Consider the following 17,493-nt stretch of genomic DNA (forward strand, 5'->3'; position numbering starts at 1 on the left):
CAGCGGGGCAATCCGCTTTCGTACTTCAGCTCCGGGACTTCGGCCTCGGCTGCCGAGGCTGCACCCGAACCGGCTACCGAATCCGAGCAGCCGCGCATCGAGGCGGAGAGTTTGGAGAGTGCGCCGATCTTCGAGCGGATGGCCTCGGAGTGGCTGATGGATCCCACCGCGCCCGAATCCCGCAACCGGGAATGGTCCAGCGCCGCCGATGCCGGCTGGGCAGCTGCAGCAAAGGCTGTCGAACAGGAACCGAAGCGGCACACCGCATCCGGACTTCCGATTCGCGAACGCGGAGCGCGCCTGGTGCCCGATGAGGCAAGATCAGAACCCGAAACCAAGGCCAACCGGGGCAACGATCCCGCGGCGGTCCGCGACATCTTGAGCCGACAACTGGCCGGCGTTCGCAGGGGCCGAGCCGAAACTGACGCAGCACACCGCCGAATCGAAGGAGACCGATGAACACCGGCACGCAACCACACGATCGGTCCGCGGGCTCTGCTGCATCACCGTCAGGGACCTCCGGCACCCTCGACTGGTTCGTGTCCAACTTCGTCCGTGACGTGCCCGGTGTGTCACACGCGATCCTGGTGTCGGCCGACGGGCTGCTGATGGCCTCGAACTCCCATTTGCCGGCTGACCGCGCCGAGCAATTGGCCGCTGTGACATCGGGTTTGGCGAGTCTGTCGACAGGCGTCGCCCGGTTGTTCGAGGCCGGCAACGTGCGCCAGTCGATCGTCGAGATGGACGACGGCTTCCTGCTGTTGATGGGCGTCGGCAACGGCTCGTATCTCGCCACCCTGGCGTCGGTCGCGTGCGACATCGGACAGGTGGGGTACGAGATGGCCCTGCTCGTCGACCGCGTCGGCAAGACCGTGGAGGCGACCCCGCGCGCCACCCATGGAGCTCGATGACGCTCAGCATGGACAGACCCGAGCAGAAGCAGACCGCCAGCCGCGCCCGGCCGTACACACTCACCGGCGGACGAACCCGCGCTCGGGTCGAGATCCCGATCGAAGCTCCGGTGGAGGCATTGCTGGCGTCGAGTGAACTCGATTGCGCGCCAGGCGACATACCCGCCGTCATCGTCCGGCTGTGCGGCAGCCGACCGTCGATCGCCGAGATCTCGGCCCACGCCGGTCTGCCGATCGGGGTGGCCCGGGTGCTGGTGAGCGATCTGGTGGACAGCGGCCACCTCCGTGTTCACGCCACATTGACCGACCGCTCGACCGTTGCAGAACGGCGCCTATTGATCGAAAGGACCCTCAGTGGTTTACGCGCACTCTGACTCCGGCGCCACGGTGTCGTCGACGAAGATCGTGATTGCCGGCGGCTTCGGCGTCGGCAAGACGACGTTCGTCGGCGCCGTGTCGGAGATCGTGCCGTTGCGCACCGAGGCCCTCGTCACGAACGCATCGCAGGGCCACGATGACCTCGAAGCGATCCCTGGCAAGGAAACCACCACGGTTGCCATGGATTTCGGCCGCATCACAATCGCAGACGACCTCGTGCTGTACCTGTTCGGCACACCGGGGCAACGGCGGTTCTGGTTCATGTGGGACGACCTGGTCCATGGCGCGATCGGCGCTGTGGTGCTGGTCGACACCCGCAGGCTCGAGGACAGCTTTGCCGCCGTCGACTTCTTCGAGGCCCGCAGCCTGCCATTCCTGGTCGCCGTCAACGAGTTCGACGACTCCCCGATCCACACCATCGAGGAGCTACGCGAGGCGATGTCCGTGTCGCCGAACGTACCGATCATCAATGTGGATGCACGGCAACGCGATTCGGCGAAGAACGCCTTGATCGCCATCACCTCGTTTGCGCTGGAACGCCTTCCGAGCACAGCGCCCTAGATCCACAGCCCGTCAGTCTCACAGTCTCGAGGAACCCGTCATGAACCACCAAGTACATCACTTCGACATGGGCCTCTGGCTGCTGTTTCTGGCATACATCGTCTCGGTGACCGGATCGGTCGTCGGCCTGGCGTGCACCCGGTGCGGTGCAACGGCCACCAATGAACGCGACCGCCTCCGCTGGCTGCTCATGGCCTCGGTCGCCATCGGCGGGGTGGGCATCTGGCTCATGCACTTCATCGCAATGCTCGGCTTCGCGATCCCCAACAGCATGGTCCGCTACCACCTCGGTTGGACGGTCGCATCGGCTGCGATCGCCATCGCGGCGGTGTTCGTCGGGCTGATCACCATCGGCCGCACCTTCGATCTGCGGCGGCTGCTCGCCGGCGGCGTCATCACCGGCCTCGCCGTCGCCCTGATGCACTACACCGGCATGTGGGCAGTCCAGATGCAGGGCACGATGACCTACGACACCACCCTTGTCGTCCTGTCCTTCGTGATCGCCGTGGTCGCCGCCACGGCCGCGCTGTGGTTCACCCTCGTCCTCGAATCGCGCGGCCTCCGATTCGTCGCCGGCCTCGTCATGGGCGTCGCTGTCGTCGGCATGCACTACACCGGAATGGCGGCCGTGCGCGTCGATGTCGATCACACGATGCCGGTTCCCGGTGGGCCCGAAGTGTTCTCGTTCCTGTTCCCGGTCTTCGTGATCGGCCTGCTCGCGCTCGTGGTCCCGATCACCGCGGTGATGCTGGCACCTGATCGCAGCGCCGAGCAGGCCGAAGCCGATTCCCACCCGGTGGCTGCGGCCGGACGGCACCGGTAGGACGGCTCCCACAGGCGCAACACTTCGCCGCCTGACTGTAAAAACTGTCCGAATCTGACAGTTTTTGTCCGCCGCGACGCTCCGCAATGCCATGATGCGGTCGAGCCGGCGATGGTCGGCGGAACCTGGGAGTCCCTGAAGGTACACGCCCGCCGGGGTTTGCTGGTCGGAACGGGCGTTCCCCTGTTGTTCGGGGTGGCTACATCTCCGTCTACGACATCTCACAGGACTGTCGGCACCCCCGGCTGCTCAACGAGGGCGCCGGTTCCCTTCCCGGCGTACGGATCCCGATGCTGACCCACGAGGGCAACTTCTCGCCCGACGGCAACACCTACTGGGCCGGGGGCATCATCTGGAACAGTGCGGTCGACATCACCGATCCAACTGCTCCGCATGTGGTGTGGAGTGCGCCGGTCGGCTGGGCCTCACACGGCATGTGCTTCGCACCGGACGGGCGGACCATGTACATGTCGCAGTTCAGCGGCTTGACGGTGCTCGACACCTCTGCGGTGCAGGACCGGGTGGCACCTGATTTCACCATGCACCAACTGCTTCCGGCCTACAGCCACAAAGCCTGGGTGGACGGGCAGGAGGCGCAGCACAGCGTCTACGTCACCTACCGAGGCGTACCGCACATCTTCACCATCGACGAACTCGGTTCCGGGGGCGTCAAGCTGTTCGACGTCTCCGACCCAGCCGACCTCAAGCTGCGCAACATCATCAAACTCGAGATCAATCTGCCCGAGCACATGGACAATTGGACGAGCAGTGGTGGGTTCAACGGCGTGTTCGCCTACGACTCTCACTACTGTTCGGTGGACCGGCAAGACGATCCGACCGCTCTGGCCTGCGGCTGGATCCAGTCGGGTATCCGGGTGTTCGATATCCGCGACCCGGAGCACATCACGGAACTCGCCTATTTCAACCCACCGGTGCAGTCTGACAAGAAGTACGAGGACCTGCCCAATTCGATTCACGTCTACAATCTTTCGGTTCTTGCGACGCCCCCACTCACCGGAATTTTCGGGGTGGGACGGGCTGCCCTTGACGGGAAGATCCAGCTTTCCGACATCGTGCTCGGCAACCGTCCGGGCTGGGGCCAGCCGGCCGACTTCTCCGCCGACTGGTGCATGTCACCGCCGGAGTTCCGGGGAAACCTGCTCTACGTCACGTGTTCGGACAACGGATTCATGACCCTGAAGCTGGACCCGAGCGTCTACCCGCCACGATGAGCGCTTCCGTACCCGCCCGGATATTCGGCGCCGCAGTCGTCATCGCCGCTGCCGCGTTCCTCGGCGCATTCGGCGAATCCCACCGGCACGGCAGTGCACCGCCACTGATGTCCGAGGCCGACGTGACCTTCGCGCAGATGATGATGGCCCACCACCAGCAGGCGATTACCATCTGCGACTTGCTCAGCGCCGACGCCACCCCCGAAATACGCACGCTCGCAGACCAAATCAGACTTCAGCAGCAGGCCGAGGTCGGCACCATGGTCGGATGGTTGCAGCTGGCCGAGGAGCCCCTCAACCCCACGGCGCCCACAGCGGCCACCGGGCACGGCATGTCTCATCACCATGACACCGGACAGCCCACCGGCATGCAGATGGGTATGGCGTCCCCCGATGAATTGGGCCGCCTTCGGCGCGCAAGCGGCCGCGCCAACGAAGCGTTGTTTCTCCAGTTGATGACCCGCCATCACCAGGGCGGCGCCGAGATGGCCTTCGACGAAACCCGCGATGGCTCCAACAAGGCGATCCGGCGTACGGCTCTGGCTATGGTCAGCGAGCAGACGCAGGAGATCCAGCTCATGGAGCACCTGATGAAATCGCGGGAGGCCACACCGCTGCCGTATCCGTGAGGCGGAAGCGCTAACCCCAGTAGGAGAAGTTGCAGACGGGCTTCACCTCGGTCTTGAACGACACCAGTTTGTCGCCGTCCATCGTGATTGTGCAAGTGAGCGTGGCACTTCCGCCATCGGCGGCAACCTCTGACTCCACCTCCTCATAGACGGAGTACTGCTTTTCCCACGGCAGCGTCACGTTCGATTCGGTTTGCTCGGCACCGCCGTTGATCCGGTAACGGATCGTCACCGGGGCGGATCCACCGAGGACCTTCATGAACGCCGTACCCACCGGCGCCCCGGTCGGCTCCGCCGCCTTGGGCGACTCGGTCGTCGTACGAGCCGGTTCGGTCGAGGCGCTGTCGGACGCCACAGCGCTGGTGGTTTTCGCCACCGGGGTTCCTGCGGTCGTCGTGCATCCCGCGGCCACCGCCGCGGCCGACACGACACTGATGGTTACCCCGGCGAGACCCGTGAGCGGATGCATACCTGAGATTACGACGCGGGGGTGGGACCGGATCGCTTATCTCGACAAGTGATTCCCCACCGGGCCCGATCCCCGCCCAGTCGGTCAGGACGCGATCAGATCATCGATCTGGTTGATCGCCGACGAAGCGCCTTCGACCACACCCATGTCCAGGACCTGCTGAAGCGCTTCGGCGGACTCGTAGGTACTCACGTAGACGGCACGGGTCCCGCCGTTGTGCTCGGCAAAGGTATAGACGTTCTTGGAGACCGGCATCTCGGGGTTCGGGTTGAAGTCCTGGTCGGCGAATCCGTCGTCGAAGGCGAAGCTACTCGGTTCGTCGACGGCGGTGATCTCCCAGTAGCCCGCGTGCTTGTCGCCCTCCGGGCCGGTCATGAAGTAGGTGACGCGGCCGCCGGGTGTGAGGCTGTGGTCGACCACGGTGGCCGGGTAGGTCGGCGGCCCCCACACCTTTTCCAGCTGACGCGGGTCGGCGTACACCTGCCAGATGCGCTGCACCGGCGCCGCGAAGTCGGCGGTGATGGTCAGTGTCAGTTTGTCGAGGTCGTGTTGAACGTCGGTCACGGGCATGGGTCAGTCCTCCTTGGGATCGGATGCGATCAGTTCATCGATGCGTGCGATGCGTCCACGCCAAACCTGTTCCAGCTCAGTCAACATGGACGCCACCGACCGCACTGCCTCCACGTCACCGCTGGCCAGCTGCTCACGACCGTTGCGTCGCTTGGTGATCAGCCCAGCCTTTTCCAGCACGGCGACGTGCTTCTGCACTGCGGCGAAGCTCATGTCGTACTTCGCCGCAAGCACCGAGACCGAGTGCTCCCCCGCCAGGACCCGACGCATGATGTCCCGCCTGGTCCGATCGGCGAGCGCGTGGAACAGGGCGTCTGCCCGGTCCTCGTCGCTCTCGGTCACAGGTCCAACATACAACCATTTGGTTGTATGTTGTCAAGCGATTCGTTCAGAATTCGTGACTGGCATCACACGTTGTCATATATATTGAGCCGGCATGTGTTCGCTGCGGTCGGCCTTCCCGTCACCGGCGGATGCGGACAACGTCGGGGAATGTCAAGGGGGACATCGATAATGGCGCACGGTTTACGCTGCCCGAAAACCGCCACACGCCTGCCGCTGCGGTACAGCCTGTCCGTCATAGCCGTCGGTATCGGCGTCGGGATCGCAGGCACCAGCGCGCACACCGTTGCGTGGGCGGACCCCAGCGCCCCCGGGCCATCCGGCTCATCGGGCCAGTCGTCGAGTCATGCGGGTGCGGGAACCGGCCACGGCCCCAAGAAGCCGGCCGACCGTCGCGGTAACCGGCCGGGCAAGACGTCTCCGTCCTCACCGAAGACCCCGACCGCCGGCACCACGTCCCCCGCGACGACCTCGTCGGACGACGACGACACATCCGCCGTACGGTCCCCCATCACCTCCAAGGCGAATTCGTCAGCGCCGCAGCAGGAGTCGATTGCCGACTTCGTCCGCGGGAAGCTGCGCGACATCAGGCCCACCGCCCCGGTCCGGCCCGACGGCACGCAACCGGCCAAGTCCGACTTCTCGCCACGGGCCACCACGAAACGCCTGGCCGCGATCACGTCGTCCGCGCTCCCGGACGCCACGCCGTCGCGGGCGCAGACGTCGGCACCGACTCCGGCGTTGGCTCAAGCTCCGGCGAGCAAGGCCACCCTGCCGGATCTCACCGCGATCGTCCGGACTGCCCCCGACGCCGCCGCGAAAACAGTCCCGCTGACCGCCAAGGTCGCCGCGGTCACCACCACAACGAAGACGACACCGAAACCCCCCGAGCCGCTGTCGCCGATCGCGAAGATCGCCGAGTTGCCTGGCCGCATCGTCAACACGGTGCTGCAGGTGCTGGACATCACCACCTCCGCCAACGGCCCGAAGAGCCCGATCGACTTCGCGCCGATCAACAATGCCCTCTTCGCGGCGTTCCGCGAGATCGAAGGGCAGCTGGGGCTGACCAAAACTCCTGCTGCGCAACCGGTGCCGCCCACGATGACGTATGACGGGCCCACCACCGGCAAGACCCCGACGGTATCGCAGTTCCTCAACGCCGCGACCGCCGCGTACGTGTGGGGCGGTACCCCGGGCGATCTGAAGCCGTTCGTGGTCAACGGCAAACAGATGGAATCGACCAATGTGCTGACCGGCATGTCCGGCAAGGCGTGGGTGACGCCGGAGGGCCAGATCATCGTCGCCTATCAGGGCACGACGGGTGGCACGAACCTGCTGCACAACCCGCTGATCGCGATCTCCCAGGTGATCGCCGATACGCAGGTGATCTTCACCGACACCCCGCCCCAGGCTTTCCATGACTCAGTGGCCTTCGAGCAGGAGGTCGAGGCCGCGGCCATTGCGCAGGGCTACCGCAAGGAAGACATCTTCGTCACCGGGCACTCACTCGGCGGCTGGGAAGCCGCATACGTCGCGCAGCAGACGGGCGTGGGCGGCATCGGTTTCGAGAGCCCCGGTCTCAACACCACGGTGCCGGGCAACGGAGCTGACTCCGGCTTCGTCAACGTCCTGACCTACGGCGACACCGCGGCCTATTTCTCCACCGACCTGCCCGGACTGCAGCCGTTCATGCCGGAGTATGTGCCCGGTGGAGGCACCAAGCCGCACTACGGGTCGATCGTGATGGTCGGCAATCCCGACGCCGCCATCCCGCTGATGAACTCGGCGGCACTGTTGAACACCGGACCGATCGGTGCCGCCATCTTCGTCGCGGACATCCTGGTCAACTTCCTCCAGTACCACCTGCCCGGCGTCCAGGCCTATCACCTGGGCGTCAACCCGGATCCCGGCGTGGTGCCGTGGCTGGGCAACGCGTCGGGACCGGTGAACGCCGACTACGCCGACATGACGATTCCGGAACTGCAGAAGGCGGCTTCGGACGCGGGGACGCTGATCAGGCCGTAGCGGAAGCCTGTCGCTGAATCTCTTCTGCGGCTTCCTGTTTGATCCGCTCGAACTGCGCGGCCATGGCCTCGGACAGGGCGGTCGCGCCGGACAGCGGCCGGACCATCACCATGAAGTCGTCGATCTTGCCGTCGTCATCGTGATGCAGGAAGTCGCAACCGGTGATCTTCTTTCCGTCCACTGTGGCCTCGAAGACCAGAGCATGGTCGTGACCCGAAGCGTCGGCGATCTCCCGGATGTACCGGAAGTCCTCGAACACCCGCATCACCGCGCGCAGGATCGCAGCGGTGATCGGCTTGCCCGGATACGGCTTGAAGGCCACCGGACTGGTGAACACGACATTGTCGGCCAACAGTGCCTCGATCGCGGCCTCGTCGCGGGCCTCCACCGCTTCCCGGAACGGATGCATCTGAACCTCCATCACCCAAATTCATCGACTAGCCGCGATGCTAAACGCGGTGAGTTCCCATAGTCAATATTTTGATTAATCACTTCGCTGCTAGCATCGGCTCATGGCCCTCCGCGACGCTGTCCTGGCCGCCCTCCTCGACGGCGAAGCATCGGGATATGACCTGGCGAAAGGGTTCGACGCGTCGGTCGCCAACTTCTGGATGGCCACCCCCCAGCAGCTCTACCGCGAGCTGGACCGCATGGCCGCCGATGGGCTCATCGCTGCACGACTCGTTGAACAGGACCGGCGGCCGAACAAGCGCCTCTATTCACTTACCGCCGCAGGGCGGCAGGCGCTCCTCGAGTACACCGAGGTGCCGCCGAAACCCGGGGCGATCCGCGAAGACCTCCTGGTACAGGTCCAAGCGGTGGATTCCGGCAACATCGAAGCCGTCCGCGACTCGCTCACCCAACGACTGCAATGGGCCACGGCCAAGCTCGCACGCTACCGGCGGACACAGGACCATCTCCTGGCCGGGCGCACCGAAGACGCGTACCTGGCCGCGGCCGAGCGCATCGGCCCCTACCTGACCCTGCTGCGGGGAATCCGGTTCGAGGAAGAGAACATCGACTGGGCGGGCCGAGCCCTGGCAGTCATCGAACGGCGACTGGCCGCGGTGGACCGACCTCCTCGGTGACGGTCTCCTGCGGCTCGGTGACCCAGGCACTGAACACCGAACACACCGCGCCACGCAGCCGGCCCATCCGAGCGGTCCGCGCACGCCAGCACCGCGAACGGGCGGTTGAACCGGATCTCGATCCGGCAGCACCAACACCGCATGGAACTGCGGCACGGATCCGGCGGCCATGCCGATCGCCGTCACCGCGGCGGCCTTGAAACCTTCTCTCGTATAAGAAGCGACGGCAGACTGCCTGGCGCTGAACTCCACCGGAAGATCCTCGGGCCGCGCGAAGCCGGTCAGCGTGTCGAACACCTCCGGTACGCCGGGTGCGCTCGTGAAGTCGTGATCGCTCGTCGCCGACCAGGCCGGCAGATGGCTGCTCCACTCGGCGCGATCAGCTGGATTCCATCCCGGAACGTCAACGCCGTGCTGACCTCTTTGCCGAAGACCCCGCCAAGTTCTTTCGTGGTGCCCAGGGGCTGTGCCCAGCCGATGTCGGTGGCGAGCGCGGAGGCGAGCACCAACCTGGTCAATTCGTCGAGCTGAAGCGGGAATTGGTTGATCAATCCGTTCGAGCCGGCCCCCGCCCAGGCATTGGCCTGCGTCTGATCAGGCACCGGGCCGCATAGGCAGACACCAACTCAGGGTTACTCACGCCGGACATGGCCGAACCTTATCTGCGGAGGTCCCGCCGGGATACGCACCGATGTGGCTCGCGGTTGTCGCCAGACGTTAGTGTGTTTCGTCGGCTTCAGCGAACAAGCCGATAGAAAAGTTGAGCAAATCCATGACCGCAGCACCAGACGCAACGGCGCTCGAAGCCCGAGTCGGCCACTACTACGAGGCGGACGGCCTCTACTTGGTCGGCCGCGAGAAGGTCCGCGAGTACGCCCGTGCCGTGCAGGACTACCACCCCGCACACTGGGACGTCGACGCCGCCGCGAAGCTGGGGTACTCCGGACTGGTCGCGCCGCTGACCTTCACGTCAACCCCGGCCATGGCCTGCAATCGGCGCATGTTCGAATCGGTGGTCGTCGGGTACGACACCTACCTGCAGACCGAGGAAGTCTTCGAGCAGCACCGGCCGATCGTCGCCGGCGACGAGCTGAAGATCGACATCGAACTGACGGCGGTCCGAAGGATCGCCGGCCGCGACTTGATCACCGTCACCAACACCTTCACCGACACGGCCGGCGAGCGGGTCCACACACTGCACACCACCGTCGTCGGCGTCACCGCCGACGACATCAATCCGGCGACGATGACCGCCGTCCAGAACGCGATGATGCACGACGTCGACTTGTCCGGAGTCGGCGCATCCGACGCCGACTACCAGAAGACCGTGCGCCCCGAAGCCGCAGCGCCGATCTCCGAGGCAGGCGTCACCCGCACGCCCGGGACACTCTCCTTCGACGACCTGAAGGTCGGCGACGAACTCGGGGTGCACCACACCCGACTGTCCCGCGGCGACCTGGTGAACTACGCCGGCGTCGCCGGCGATGCCAACCCCATTCACTGGGACGAGGACATCGCCAAGCTCGCCGGACTGCCCGATGTGATCGCCCACGGCATGCTCACCATGGGGCTGGGTGCCGGGTTCGTCTCCGCATGGTCGGGCGACCCCGGCGCCGTTACCCGCTATGCGGTGCGGTTGTCCCAGCCGGCGATCGTGTCGGCCAAGGAGGGCTGCGACATCGAGTTCAGCGGAAAGATCAAGTCGCTGGACTCCGAGACCCGCACCGGCGTCATCCTGGTCGCGGCGAAGTCCGATGGCAAAAAGATCTTCGGCCTGGCGACGATGAACATCTGCTTCCGCTGACAGCCCGACGCTACGCCGGTCCGGACACGCACCGGCGCCACGTGATCGGGCCGACAATGCCGTCGTTGTCGACGCCCTGACCGACCTGGAACTCCCGCACGGCCTGCTCGGTGAGGAGGCCGAAGTCTCCGTCGACAGCGATCGGCGCAGCCTGACGCAGGTTCATCCGGACCTGCGCGCCTTTGACGGCCTCCCCCGTGCTGCCGCGACGGACCGTGATGAACAACCGCGTCCAGGTCACCGGTCCCACGATGCCGTCGACGACGATGCCCTGGTTGCCCTGGAACCGGCGCACCGCCTGTTCGGTGATCGGACCGAAGATGCCGTCGGCCAGCAGGTCGAACCGCCTCGCGCGCAACAGATGCTGCAGGATCTTGACGAAGGGCCCGTCCTCACCGCGGTTCAGTTCGATGATCTCGGGCTGCTGACCGGGCTCGTCCCCGAGTGGGTTGAGTAGGTCGGCGCGGCCCTCGAAAGCGAACAGCAATAGATCGACCATCCGGAAGGTCAACGGGTCAGGACCCAGCGTGGGACGCCAATGAGGGTCTCGCACAATGGAATACGTACTACCCTCCATGGCCCGATGGAACGTCTCGGCCACGATGCGGCCCCCGACGCCGGTGAGCCGGCCGCCGTTGAGCTCGGCCTCTCGCAGAATGTAGGTCCACAACGGTGTGTTGTCGACGAACTCGGTGCGCAAACCGGGAGCCAGCCCGGTGAAGTCGACTCCCCCACCGTCGCCCTCCACAATCTGCTTCTCGCTCAACGCGGTGACGCCGACGAATTTCGCCATCTGCTGGCCACTGGCGAGCTTCACCATGTTGCCGCGCAAGAGATTACGGAAGGCGAGATTGGCGTGCAGCGGCGGGAATTGAGCATTCGCGTCTCCGAACGAGCCTGCCGGCAGGTGGGCCAGCGGATCGGTGAGGCGGGTGTCGATATTGCGTGCCTTGTTGAACCTGGCCGCTGGGACAACGAGGTCGGGGCGCCCGGCCTCGGCGAAGTCATACAGCCGGCGGAAGTCGGCGATTCAGTTGGACGGCAACGGGAACTGGCCGGTCACCGAACCACTGGTACCCGAGAAATTGAACAGGAACCCCAGGGTTCCGCCGCCGTTGTCGAAGATCTTGTTCCAGTTGTACGCGTCTCGAACCATGCTGTGCCCGAGCCGGAATGCCGCAACGGAGAATTCGATGGGCATGGTCGGTGCGTCCCCTGGTACCACCGACGTCTCGAACAGGGTACGACCGTTGGTGAATACGTCCTCAACGATTCCGGGATCGACGATCCGCGGCAGGTAGTCGGTGCGCAGCATCCACTGGTAATGCTTGACCACCCGCTCCTGAGCTGCCTCGAACATCGCCGCGACGGGCCCGGGGGCAATCGTGCCCACCACCCGGTTGTGGAACCTGATGAAGGCGAGATGCGTCTGGGCCACGACCAGGTTCTCGTCGTTTCGGGGGTCGGGAATCAGCGCGGTGTTCTGCTGCGGGTCCCGTGGCAGATCGTGCCCGTCGAAGGCGGGCAGGTCGCCGATGGCCGCGGTGGTTCCCATCTTCAGATGCAGTCCATCGGTGTAGAACTGCGGATCGACAGCGGGTCCATGGCCATACAGCGAGTCGAGGTCGAGTGCCGGAGAACGGCCCTGGACGAGCTCATCCACGGTTACGTCCGATCCGAGGTCACCCACGGTCTTGTCCCTGGTCAGGTCGTGGTCGACGAACTGACCCAGGTACGTGAACCCGGCTGGGATCTCCCCATCGGTATCCGGCACCGCCGCGGTGATGGCCGTGGACAGCTCCGTCACGAGTTCCAGGCTCGCCGGCACGCCCGATGGACCGATGCGCGAGAACCGGAACTGTCTGAGTTCGTCCACATCCGAAAGATGCGGCACCGGATCCGCTCCTGCGATCGACGCCGTCTCAGCGGCGGTGTCGGCCGTCAGGATGCCCTCCCCTACGACGAAAAAACTTTCTCTTCCGTGTCGCATGACCACTCCCCCATCACATGCCGTGTCTGTGAAGGCAAGTCAATCGGCGTTGCGTCGGAGTGTCGTGAGTACCGCACTACCTGTGTTCGAGATTCAGCCCAGCCGCGACTGCAGGACGGGCAGTCCGGGACCCGACAGACGCTCGAAAGCGACGGTGCGGCCGCACACCGCCAGCATCACCGCGACGCCCGGACCGGCGACGGCCCGGCCCTCACCCCACTTCCGCCCGGTGTCTTCGTCGTGCAGTTCGATGCCGCGGAGGCGTCGCTGCGGGAAGAACCCGAATTGTGTTCGACTGGTGAGGAAATCGAGAACCCGCGCGACGTGCTGCGGATCGGGCTGATGCGGAAGTCCCAGGGGTATGCGCATGTCGGCGCCGTGCACCAACACATCCGTCAGGCCCGACAACGGACCGGTGATGGGCGGGCTGAGTCGATAATCGGCGCGACTAAGGAGCGTCCCGGCGATCTCGGCGGCTGAAGCCTGTGCCCGGCGGCGGGCCAGCGCGTCGATGCCGCGGTCGATGTTGCCATGGCGAACACCGCTGGCCAGAAACCCCCAGAACCCGTCGGTGAAATCGCTGATCAGGTGTGCCGCAACGGTCTTGACATCCCAGCCGGCGCACAAGCTCGGTGTGGCCAACTGGTCCGCATCGAGTCCCTCGACCAGCGCGGCGATCGACCGGCGCTCGTCGGCCACCACCGCGAACACCCGCTCGCGTTCCTCCCGGCTCAACTGCATCGATCGGCCTGTTCAGCCCGGGCTGCCGGCCTTCAACGACGCCAGCGCTTCGGTGCTCAGCCGGGCAAGTTCGTCGGCCTCGGCCGGATCGAGAGCGGCTTCGAAGATCTCGACCATCCGCCGGTTGGTCACCTGCTCGATCTCGGCGTACTGGTCCTTCTTGTCTTCACCGTCGGCGTATGGTTCGGGCCAACCGAACATCGCGGTGTACTGGGGTCCCTTGTTGAGCATGTGCGCCTCCACCGGCGCGATGCCCGAGATCGTGAGGGCGTTGAAGTGCACGCCCGCGCGCAGTTCGCGGAGCACGAACATCACCTGCAGCGCCCGCGCCGGGGCATCGTCGGCCAACGGCATCGCGCGCCACCCGGCGAACAGCGGCAGCCCCGCGATGGGAGTCGCCGCGATGATCTTCTCGCCCAACTCGGCGATACGGTCCAGCCCCTGGGCGCCGGCCAGGTACTTGCGTCCGAACTCCGCGGCCTGCTCCCAATACTGTTGTGCTGCACCGATAGCGCCGCGCACCGCGACACCCTCGTCCCACATCGCGGCGAGGCCAGTCGGCTCGAACACCGCGAAAACAGCGCTGACGGTGGCGCCGGTGGCGTCACCCAGAACGCCGCCACGTCCGGCGACGTACCCCGCCAAGGGGTTCTGATAGCCGGCCGCGCTGCTGGCAGCGAAGTTCTCCGGATGCAGCATGAAGATCGCGACCGCCTGCTCCATCGCCGTACCGGTGGCAGCGGCAGCGTTCAACATGTCGATGTTGGTCATCACAGTGATTCCTCCTGGTGCATTATCGGGCGAGATCCCATTGGCCGTAATCGGCTGCGAGAACGTCGTTCACGTCAACATGAATACCGTCGATCACGAAACCCGGGTCGGACGCGGTGACGACTTCCCGCTGGAACAGCACGGCAGCCGGCTCACGCTCACCCCGCGACCACGCCTTCGTCTGCCAGGCCCACCGGTGCCCCGGGCTACTCGAAGAGCCGACCACACCGTCAGCGATCGCCCAGCCACATTGTCGGCGGCCACCGTAGATTCCGGTGCGAGCCACCCCCAGGACCGAGTTGATTCCCCGAAACCATTGGACTGCCGGTCTTTTCCACGTCGCGGCGTCGATGTCCTCATCGACGCTGAAGAAGATCGGCGCGGACGCCGGACCGCCGGCCGCGGTATGCAGCCCCAACGCGGTCTGGGCGTCAGCCACGCCGCCGTCGTAGCCGCGGGTGAAGTCCGACGGCGTCGGCCACCCGGGCTTGCCGAACTGATAGCAGCTGACGATCTGCAGGCCTGTAGCCCGGAGCCGGTCCGCATAGTCACGGGTGACGGGCTTGAAATCGAACGTGGCGCCGGGCCGTAGTTCGGATACGTACACCAGCGCGCCGCCGAACCCGGCGGACTTGATCTGTTCGGGCTGCACGAGCCGGTCGGCGAAATCGACCAGTTGCAGACCGTCGGCGGCGGCCGTCGGGGTGCCGGCCGATGCGGCCAACGCACCCGGGACGGCCAGCGCGGGGGCGAGCACAGCGGCATATCTGAGGACTTCACGCCGCGAAGCGGATGGCGTCACGACAGGAAGCGTATCCCGTGATGCATTGGGTGGAGAGTCCCGGCGTTGGGGCCAGAACTGCTCCGCATCCGGGGCAGATGAACCACAATGTGTTCACTCAGCAGACAGACGTAAGGAACAGCAGAGGACCTGACAGGACCACCGTGCGACGTGACGTGATCGATTTCGAGGTGCTGCTGGATCACTCATGTCCGGACATCTGGGAGCTCCTGCAGTCACCCGACCGGTATCCGCGGTTCTTTCGGGGACTCGGGTCGTGCGAGCAGATCTCCGACCACGCCCAGCAGTTCGAGGTCCGTTTTTGCACCCCCCGCGGTGCGGTCGTCGTCCACGAGATGCATCTGGCGGTTCGCCGATCGGGCAGGGAGATGCTGCTCCAAGCCACCCAGACTCCTGACAGTTCCGTGTCGATTCGGCTGAGCCCCGCGGCGAGCGGCACGCGGGTCGCAGTGACAGCCTTCTCTATCGGCCTGCTCCACCCTGACCTGGCGAAGATCGACGACAGTGCCGTCGAGAACTGGGTCCGAGACGGCCTACAGCGAATTGCCGACTATTTGGCCGGCAAGCAATCATCGCTACTGGTGAACATGGGCGATATGCGTTCACTGCAGCTCAGCGTCGTCAAGACCATGGTCGTCAGTGGTGTGGTGCGGGCATCCCGACCGGATCGCGGACTACGACAGCTCAACTCGCTGTCCAAGTGGGGATTCACCCTGGCCGGCGGCCTCACCTCCGCCGCTGCGCGATCACCCCGCAACATTGCGTTGATCGACAGCCTCGGGCAGTCGACCTATGCGGAAGTGGCTGAGCGCACCACCAGCATTGCCTCAGGTCTCGCCACAGTTGGCTTCACCGCAAACAGCAAGCTCGCGACCCTCGCACGCAATCATTCGGCGATGGTGGAGTGCATGGTGGCGGCCAGCAAGCTGGGTGCCGACCTGGTGTTACTGAACACCGGCCTGGCCGCGCACCCGATCGAAGAGATCATCCGCCGCCATGCTGTCGACGCCATATTCGTCGACGAGGAGTTCGAGCCGCAGGTGCGCTATCTCCCCGCCGAGATTCCACGCATTGCGACGCGCCCCACTTCGGCGGTACTGCAGCGGCGTTCGATCGATGACTTGGTCCCGGCTGGTACCAACAACGGGCCGCTGACACCTCCGAAGCAGCCAGGGAAGCTTGTCGTTCTCACCTCAGGCACGACCGGCACACCGAAGGGCGCGCGCCGACCCACGCCCCAAGGCTTCGGCACCATCGCCGCGATGTTGTCACGGATGCCGCTGCGTCGCGACGAAGTGATGCTGGTGTCCGCGCCACTGTTTCATGCCTGGGGCCTGGCCGCGCTGCAGTTGAGTGCTGCGCTGCGCGCGACGGTAGTGCTGATGGAACGGTTCGACGCTGAAGAGTGCCTGAAAACCATTGCACAACAACGCTGCACCGTCCTGATCGTCGTTCCGGTCATGTTGCAGCGGATCCTTGAGCTGCCGGCCGCAGTGATCAATCGGTACGACACATCGTCGCTGAGGGTGGTCGCCAGCAGTGGGTCACCGATCCCCGGAGCCTCCGTCACCAAGTTCATGGACACCTTCGGCGACATCCTGTACAACTTCTACGGCTCGACCGAAGTGTCATGGGCAACCATCGCCGACCCGACCGACCTGCGCGCTGCCCCGACAACCGCCGGCCGACCACCGCTGGGTACCCGCGTCGCCATACTCGATCAGGCGGGTGACCCCGTGCCCGTCGGCGCTGTCGGTCGCATCTTCGTCGGCAACGACATGCTGTTCGACGGCTACACCAACGCAGCGTCACCCGCCATCAAAGACCAGCTCATGGACACCGGCGATGTCGGATACCTCGACGCCAGCGGGCGGCTCTTCGTCGCCGGGCGCGACGACGAGATGATCATCTCCGGCGGCGAGAACGTGTTTCCGCGGCCCGTCGAAGAAGCACTCGCGCTGTTGCCACAGGTCTCCGAAGTAGCGGTGATCGGCGTTCCCGATCCGGTATTCGGCCAACGCCTTGCCGCGTTCGTCGTCGTCGCCGAAGGGGCCTCGCTGGACCAAGAGATGGTCAAGAGCTATATCCGAAACCGACTGAGCCGCTTCTCAATTCCGCGTGACGTGACATTTCTCGGCAAGTTACCGCGCACGACTACAGGCAAGATAATCAAACGGAGTTTGCTCGACGGATAATGCCCGCAGATGTTGGGTGGGCACCGCCATCCAGCAACAGCGCATCACGGATCCCACCGATCACCGCGACTACTTGGCGGCGAGCATGACGATGGTGTCCCTCGTATCCGCTTCGCCGACGTCTGGGTGGCCGATTAAGCTGGGACGACCGGCGGGCGCAGA

Annotated in this window: 20 protein-coding genes and 1 pseudogene; 11 read left to right on the top strand and 10 right to left on the bottom strand. The window is 65.2% G+C overall.

Translation table 11 applies throughout. The features are described 5' to 3' along the window. From HBE63_RS25305 to HBE63_RS25335, 7 genes and pseudogenes are all read left to right on the top strand, one after another. Window positions 1-459 (top strand): annotated as a pseudogene (locus HBE63_RS25305) (hypothetical protein); the annotation flags it as partial. Continuing rightward, on the top strand, window positions 456-911 hold the full coding sequence (locus tag HBE63_RS25310) for a roadblock/LC7 domain-containing protein (protein ID WP_243858276.1): 456 nt from the start codon (window positions 456-458) through the stop codon (window positions 909-911). The pseudogene HBE63_RS25305 and the gene HBE63_RS25310, both read left to right, overlap by 4 nt. Continuing rightward, complete coding sequence (locus HBE63_RS25315) at window positions 908-1,285, top strand: DUF742 domain-containing protein (protein ID WP_166907310.1); 378 nt, start codon at window positions 908-910, stop codon at window positions 1,283-1,285. The genes HBE63_RS25310 and HBE63_RS25315 overlap by 4 nt, the downstream gene beginning before the upstream one ends. After that, window positions 1,266-1,850, top strand: coding sequence for an ATP/GTP-binding protein (locus HBE63_RS25320; protein WP_208301208.1), 585 nt, complete (start codon window positions 1,266-1,268; stop codon window positions 1,848-1,850). The genes HBE63_RS25315 and HBE63_RS25320 overlap by 20 nt, the downstream gene beginning before the upstream one ends. A gap of 40 nt (window positions 1,851-1,890) precedes the next feature. Then, a complete protein-coding gene (locus tag HBE63_RS25325; RefSeq protein ID WP_166907311.1) occupies window positions 1,891-2,673 on the top strand; it encodes an MHYT domain-containing protein in 783 nt (260 codons plus the stop codon). 290 nt (window positions 2,674-2,963) lie between these two features. Beyond that, window positions 2,964-3,905, top strand: coding sequence for a hypothetical protein (locus tag HBE63_RS25330; RefSeq protein WP_166907313.1), 942 nt, complete (start codon window positions 2,964-2,966; stop codon window positions 3,903-3,905). Next, a complete protein-coding gene (locus HBE63_RS25335) occupies window positions 3,902-4,534 on the top strand; it encodes a DUF305 domain-containing protein (protein ID WP_166907314.1) in 633 nt (210 codons plus the stop codon). The genes HBE63_RS25330 and HBE63_RS25335 overlap by 4 nt, the downstream gene beginning before the upstream one ends. A gap of 10 nt (window positions 4,535-4,544) precedes the next feature. Here the strand turns inward: HBE63_RS25335 and HBE63_RS25340 are convergent, their stop codons facing one another. The 3 genes from HBE63_RS25340 to HBE63_RS25350 form a co-directional block, all read right to left on the bottom strand. After that, the gene (locus tag HBE63_RS25340; RefSeq protein ID WP_166907315.1) at window positions 4,545-5,003 is read right to left on the bottom strand and encodes a hypothetical protein; all 459 of its coding nucleotides are present in this window, start codon (window positions 5,001-5,003) and stop codon (window positions 4,545-4,547) included. 84 nt (window positions 5,004-5,087) lie between these two features. Beyond that, a complete protein-coding gene (locus tag HBE63_RS25345) occupies window positions 5,088-5,573 on the bottom strand; it encodes an SRPBCC domain-containing protein (protein ID WP_166907317.1) in 486 nt (161 codons plus the stop codon). A 3-nt stretch (window positions 5,574-5,576) separates the two neighbouring features. Further along, the gene (locus HBE63_RS25350; RefSeq protein ID WP_055119049.1) at window positions 5,577-5,915 is read right to left on the bottom strand and encodes a helix-turn-helix transcriptional regulator; all 339 of its coding nucleotides are present in this window, start codon (window positions 5,913-5,915) and stop codon (window positions 5,577-5,579) included. 171 nt (window positions 5,916-6,086) lie between these two features. Between HBE63_RS25350 and HBE63_RS25355 the strand changes: the two genes are divergently transcribed. After that, on the top strand, window positions 6,087-7,940 hold the full coding sequence (locus HBE63_RS25355; RefSeq protein ID WP_166907318.1) for a hypothetical protein: 1,854 nt from the start codon (window positions 6,087-6,089) through the stop codon (window positions 7,938-7,940). On the opposite strand, the gene HBE63_RS25360 is transcribed toward HBE63_RS25355, so the two are convergent. Then, window positions 7,930-8,349: a nuclear transport factor 2 family protein gene (locus HBE63_RS25360; protein WP_166907319.1), complete on the bottom strand. Its 420-nt coding sequence runs from the start codon at window positions 8,347-8,349 to the stop codon at window positions 7,930-7,932. The genes HBE63_RS25355 and HBE63_RS25360 overlap by 11 nt on opposite strands. 103 nt (window positions 8,350-8,452) lie before the next feature. Between HBE63_RS25360 and HBE63_RS25365 the strand changes: the two genes are divergently transcribed. Continuing rightward, window positions 8,453-9,028, top strand: coding sequence for a PadR family transcriptional regulator (locus HBE63_RS25365; RefSeq protein WP_166907321.1), 576 nt, complete (start codon window positions 8,453-8,455; stop codon window positions 9,026-9,028). 281 nt (window positions 9,029-9,309) lie between these two features. On the opposite strand, the gene HBE63_RS25370 is transcribed toward HBE63_RS25365, so the two are convergent. Further along, entirely contained in the window at window positions 9,310-9,630 is a 321-nt protein-coding gene (locus HBE63_RS25370; RefSeq protein ID WP_166907322.1) for a hypothetical protein, read from the bottom strand. A 170-nt stretch (window positions 9,631-9,800) separates the two neighbouring features. Between HBE63_RS25370 and HBE63_RS25375 the strand changes: the two genes are divergently transcribed. Further along, the gene (locus HBE63_RS25375; protein ID WP_166907323.1) at window positions 9,801-10,832 is read left to right on the top strand and encodes a fused (3R)-hydroxyacyl-ACP dehydratase subunits HadA/HadB; all 1,032 of its coding nucleotides are present in this window, start codon (window positions 9,801-9,803) and stop codon (window positions 10,830-10,832) included. A gap of 10 nt (window positions 10,833-10,842) precedes the next feature. Here the strand turns inward: HBE63_RS25375 and HBE63_RS31195 are convergent, their stop codons facing one another. From HBE63_RS31195 to HBE63_RS25395, 5 genes are all read right to left on the bottom strand, one after another. Continuing rightward, complete coding sequence (locus HBE63_RS31195) at window positions 10,843-11,652, bottom strand: peptidoglycan-binding protein (RefSeq protein WP_208301209.1); 810 nt, start codon at window positions 11,650-11,652, stop codon at window positions 10,843-10,845. A gap of 210 nt (window positions 11,653-11,862) precedes the next feature. Further along, entirely contained in the window at window positions 11,863-12,822 is a 960-nt protein-coding gene (locus HBE63_RS31200) for a peroxidase family protein (protein WP_208301210.1), read from the bottom strand. A 93-nt stretch (window positions 12,823-12,915) separates the two neighbouring features. Next, complete coding sequence (locus tag HBE63_RS25385) at window positions 12,916-13,563, bottom strand: maleylpyruvate isomerase family mycothiol-dependent enzyme (RefSeq protein ID WP_166907325.1); 648 nt, start codon at window positions 13,561-13,563, stop codon at window positions 12,916-12,918. A 12-nt stretch (window positions 13,564-13,575) separates the two neighbouring features. Continuing rightward, window positions 13,576-14,334, bottom strand: a complete 759-nt coding sequence (locus tag HBE63_RS25390) for an evbL (RefSeq protein WP_166907326.1) — start codon at window positions 14,332-14,334, stop codon at window positions 13,576-13,578. 22 nt (window positions 14,335-14,356) lie between these two features. Continuing rightward, a complete protein-coding gene (locus tag HBE63_RS25395; protein ID WP_166907327.1) occupies window positions 14,357-15,136 on the bottom strand; it encodes a DUF1906 domain-containing protein in 780 nt (259 codons plus the stop codon). Window positions 15,137-15,279: 143 nt separating this feature from the next. Here HBE63_RS25395 and HBE63_RS25400 point away from each other — a divergent pair, with 143 nt between their 5' ends. After that, window positions 15,280-17,331, top strand: a complete 2,052-nt coding sequence (locus tag HBE63_RS25400) for an AMP-binding protein (protein WP_371814815.1) — start codon at window positions 15,280-15,282, stop codon at window positions 17,329-17,331. Window positions 17,332-17,493 lie beyond the last annotated feature (162 nt).

The organism is Mycobacterium sp. DL440, assembly GCF_011745145.1.
Classification (GTDB): domain Bacteria; phylum Actinomycetota; class Actinomycetes; order Mycobacteriales; family Mycobacteriaceae; genus Mycobacterium.

What these genes read in the sequence shown, in the direction of transcription:
- HBE63_RS25360 (WP_166907319.1), bottom strand. Translation starts at nt 8,349, where the DNA reads ATGCATCCGTTCCGGGAAGCGGTGGAGGCCCGCGACGAGGCCGCGATC.
- HBE63_RS25345 (WP_166907317.1), bottom strand. Translation starts at nt 5,573, where the DNA reads ATGCCCGTGACCGACGTTCAACACGACCTCGACAAACTGACACTGACC.
- HBE63_RS25365 (WP_166907321.1), top strand. Translation starts at nt 8,453, where the DNA reads ATGGCCCTCCGCGACGCTGTCCTGGCCGCCCTCCTCGACGGCGAAGCA.
- HBE63_RS25330 (WP_166907313.1), top strand. Translation starts at nt 2,964, where the DNA reads ATGCTGACCCACGAGGGCAACTTCTCGCCCGACGGCAACACCTACTGG.
- HBE63_RS25315 (WP_166907310.1), top strand. Translation starts at nt 908, where the DNA reads ATGACGCTCAGCATGGACAGACCCGAGCAGAAGCAGACCGCCAGCCGC.
- HBE63_RS25310 (WP_243858276.1), top strand. Translation starts at nt 456, where the DNA reads ATGAACACCGGCACGCAACCACACGATCGGTCCGCGGGCTCTGCTGCA.
- HBE63_RS25340 (WP_166907315.1), bottom strand. Translation starts at nt 5,003, where the DNA reads ATGCATCCGCTCACGGGTCTCGCCGGGGTAACCATCAGTGTCGTGTCG.
- HBE63_RS25390 (WP_166907326.1), bottom strand. Translation starts at nt 14,334, where the DNA reads ATGACCAACATCGACATGTTGAACGCTGCCGCTGCCACCGGTACGGCG.
- HBE63_RS25385 (WP_166907325.1), bottom strand. Translation starts at nt 13,563, where the DNA reads ATGCAGTTGAGCCGGGAGGAACGCGAGCGGGTGTTCGCGGTGGTGGCC.
- HBE63_RS25335 (WP_166907314.1), top strand. Translation starts at nt 3,902, where the DNA reads ATGAGCGCTTCCGTACCCGCCCGGATATTCGGCGCCGCAGTCGTCATC.
- HBE63_RS25325 (WP_166907311.1), top strand. Translation starts at nt 1,891, where the DNA reads ATGAACCACCAAGTACATCACTTCGACATGGGCCTCTGGCTGCTGTTT.
- HBE63_RS25375 (WP_166907323.1), top strand. Translation starts at nt 9,801, where the DNA reads ATGACCGCAGCACCAGACGCAACGGCGCTCGAAGCCCGAGTCGGCCAC.
- HBE63_RS31200 (WP_208301210.1), bottom strand. Translation starts at nt 12,822, where the DNA reads ATGCGACACGGAAGAGAAAGTTTTTTCGTCGTAGGGGAGGGCATCCTG.
- HBE63_RS31195 (WP_208301209.1), bottom strand. Translation starts at nt 11,652, where the DNA reads ATGGTGAAGCTCGCCAGTGGCCAGCAGATGGCGAAATTCGTCGGCGTC.
- HBE63_RS25355 (WP_166907318.1), top strand. Translation starts at nt 6,087, where the DNA reads ATGGCGCACGGTTTACGCTGCCCGAAAACCGCCACACGCCTGCCGCTG.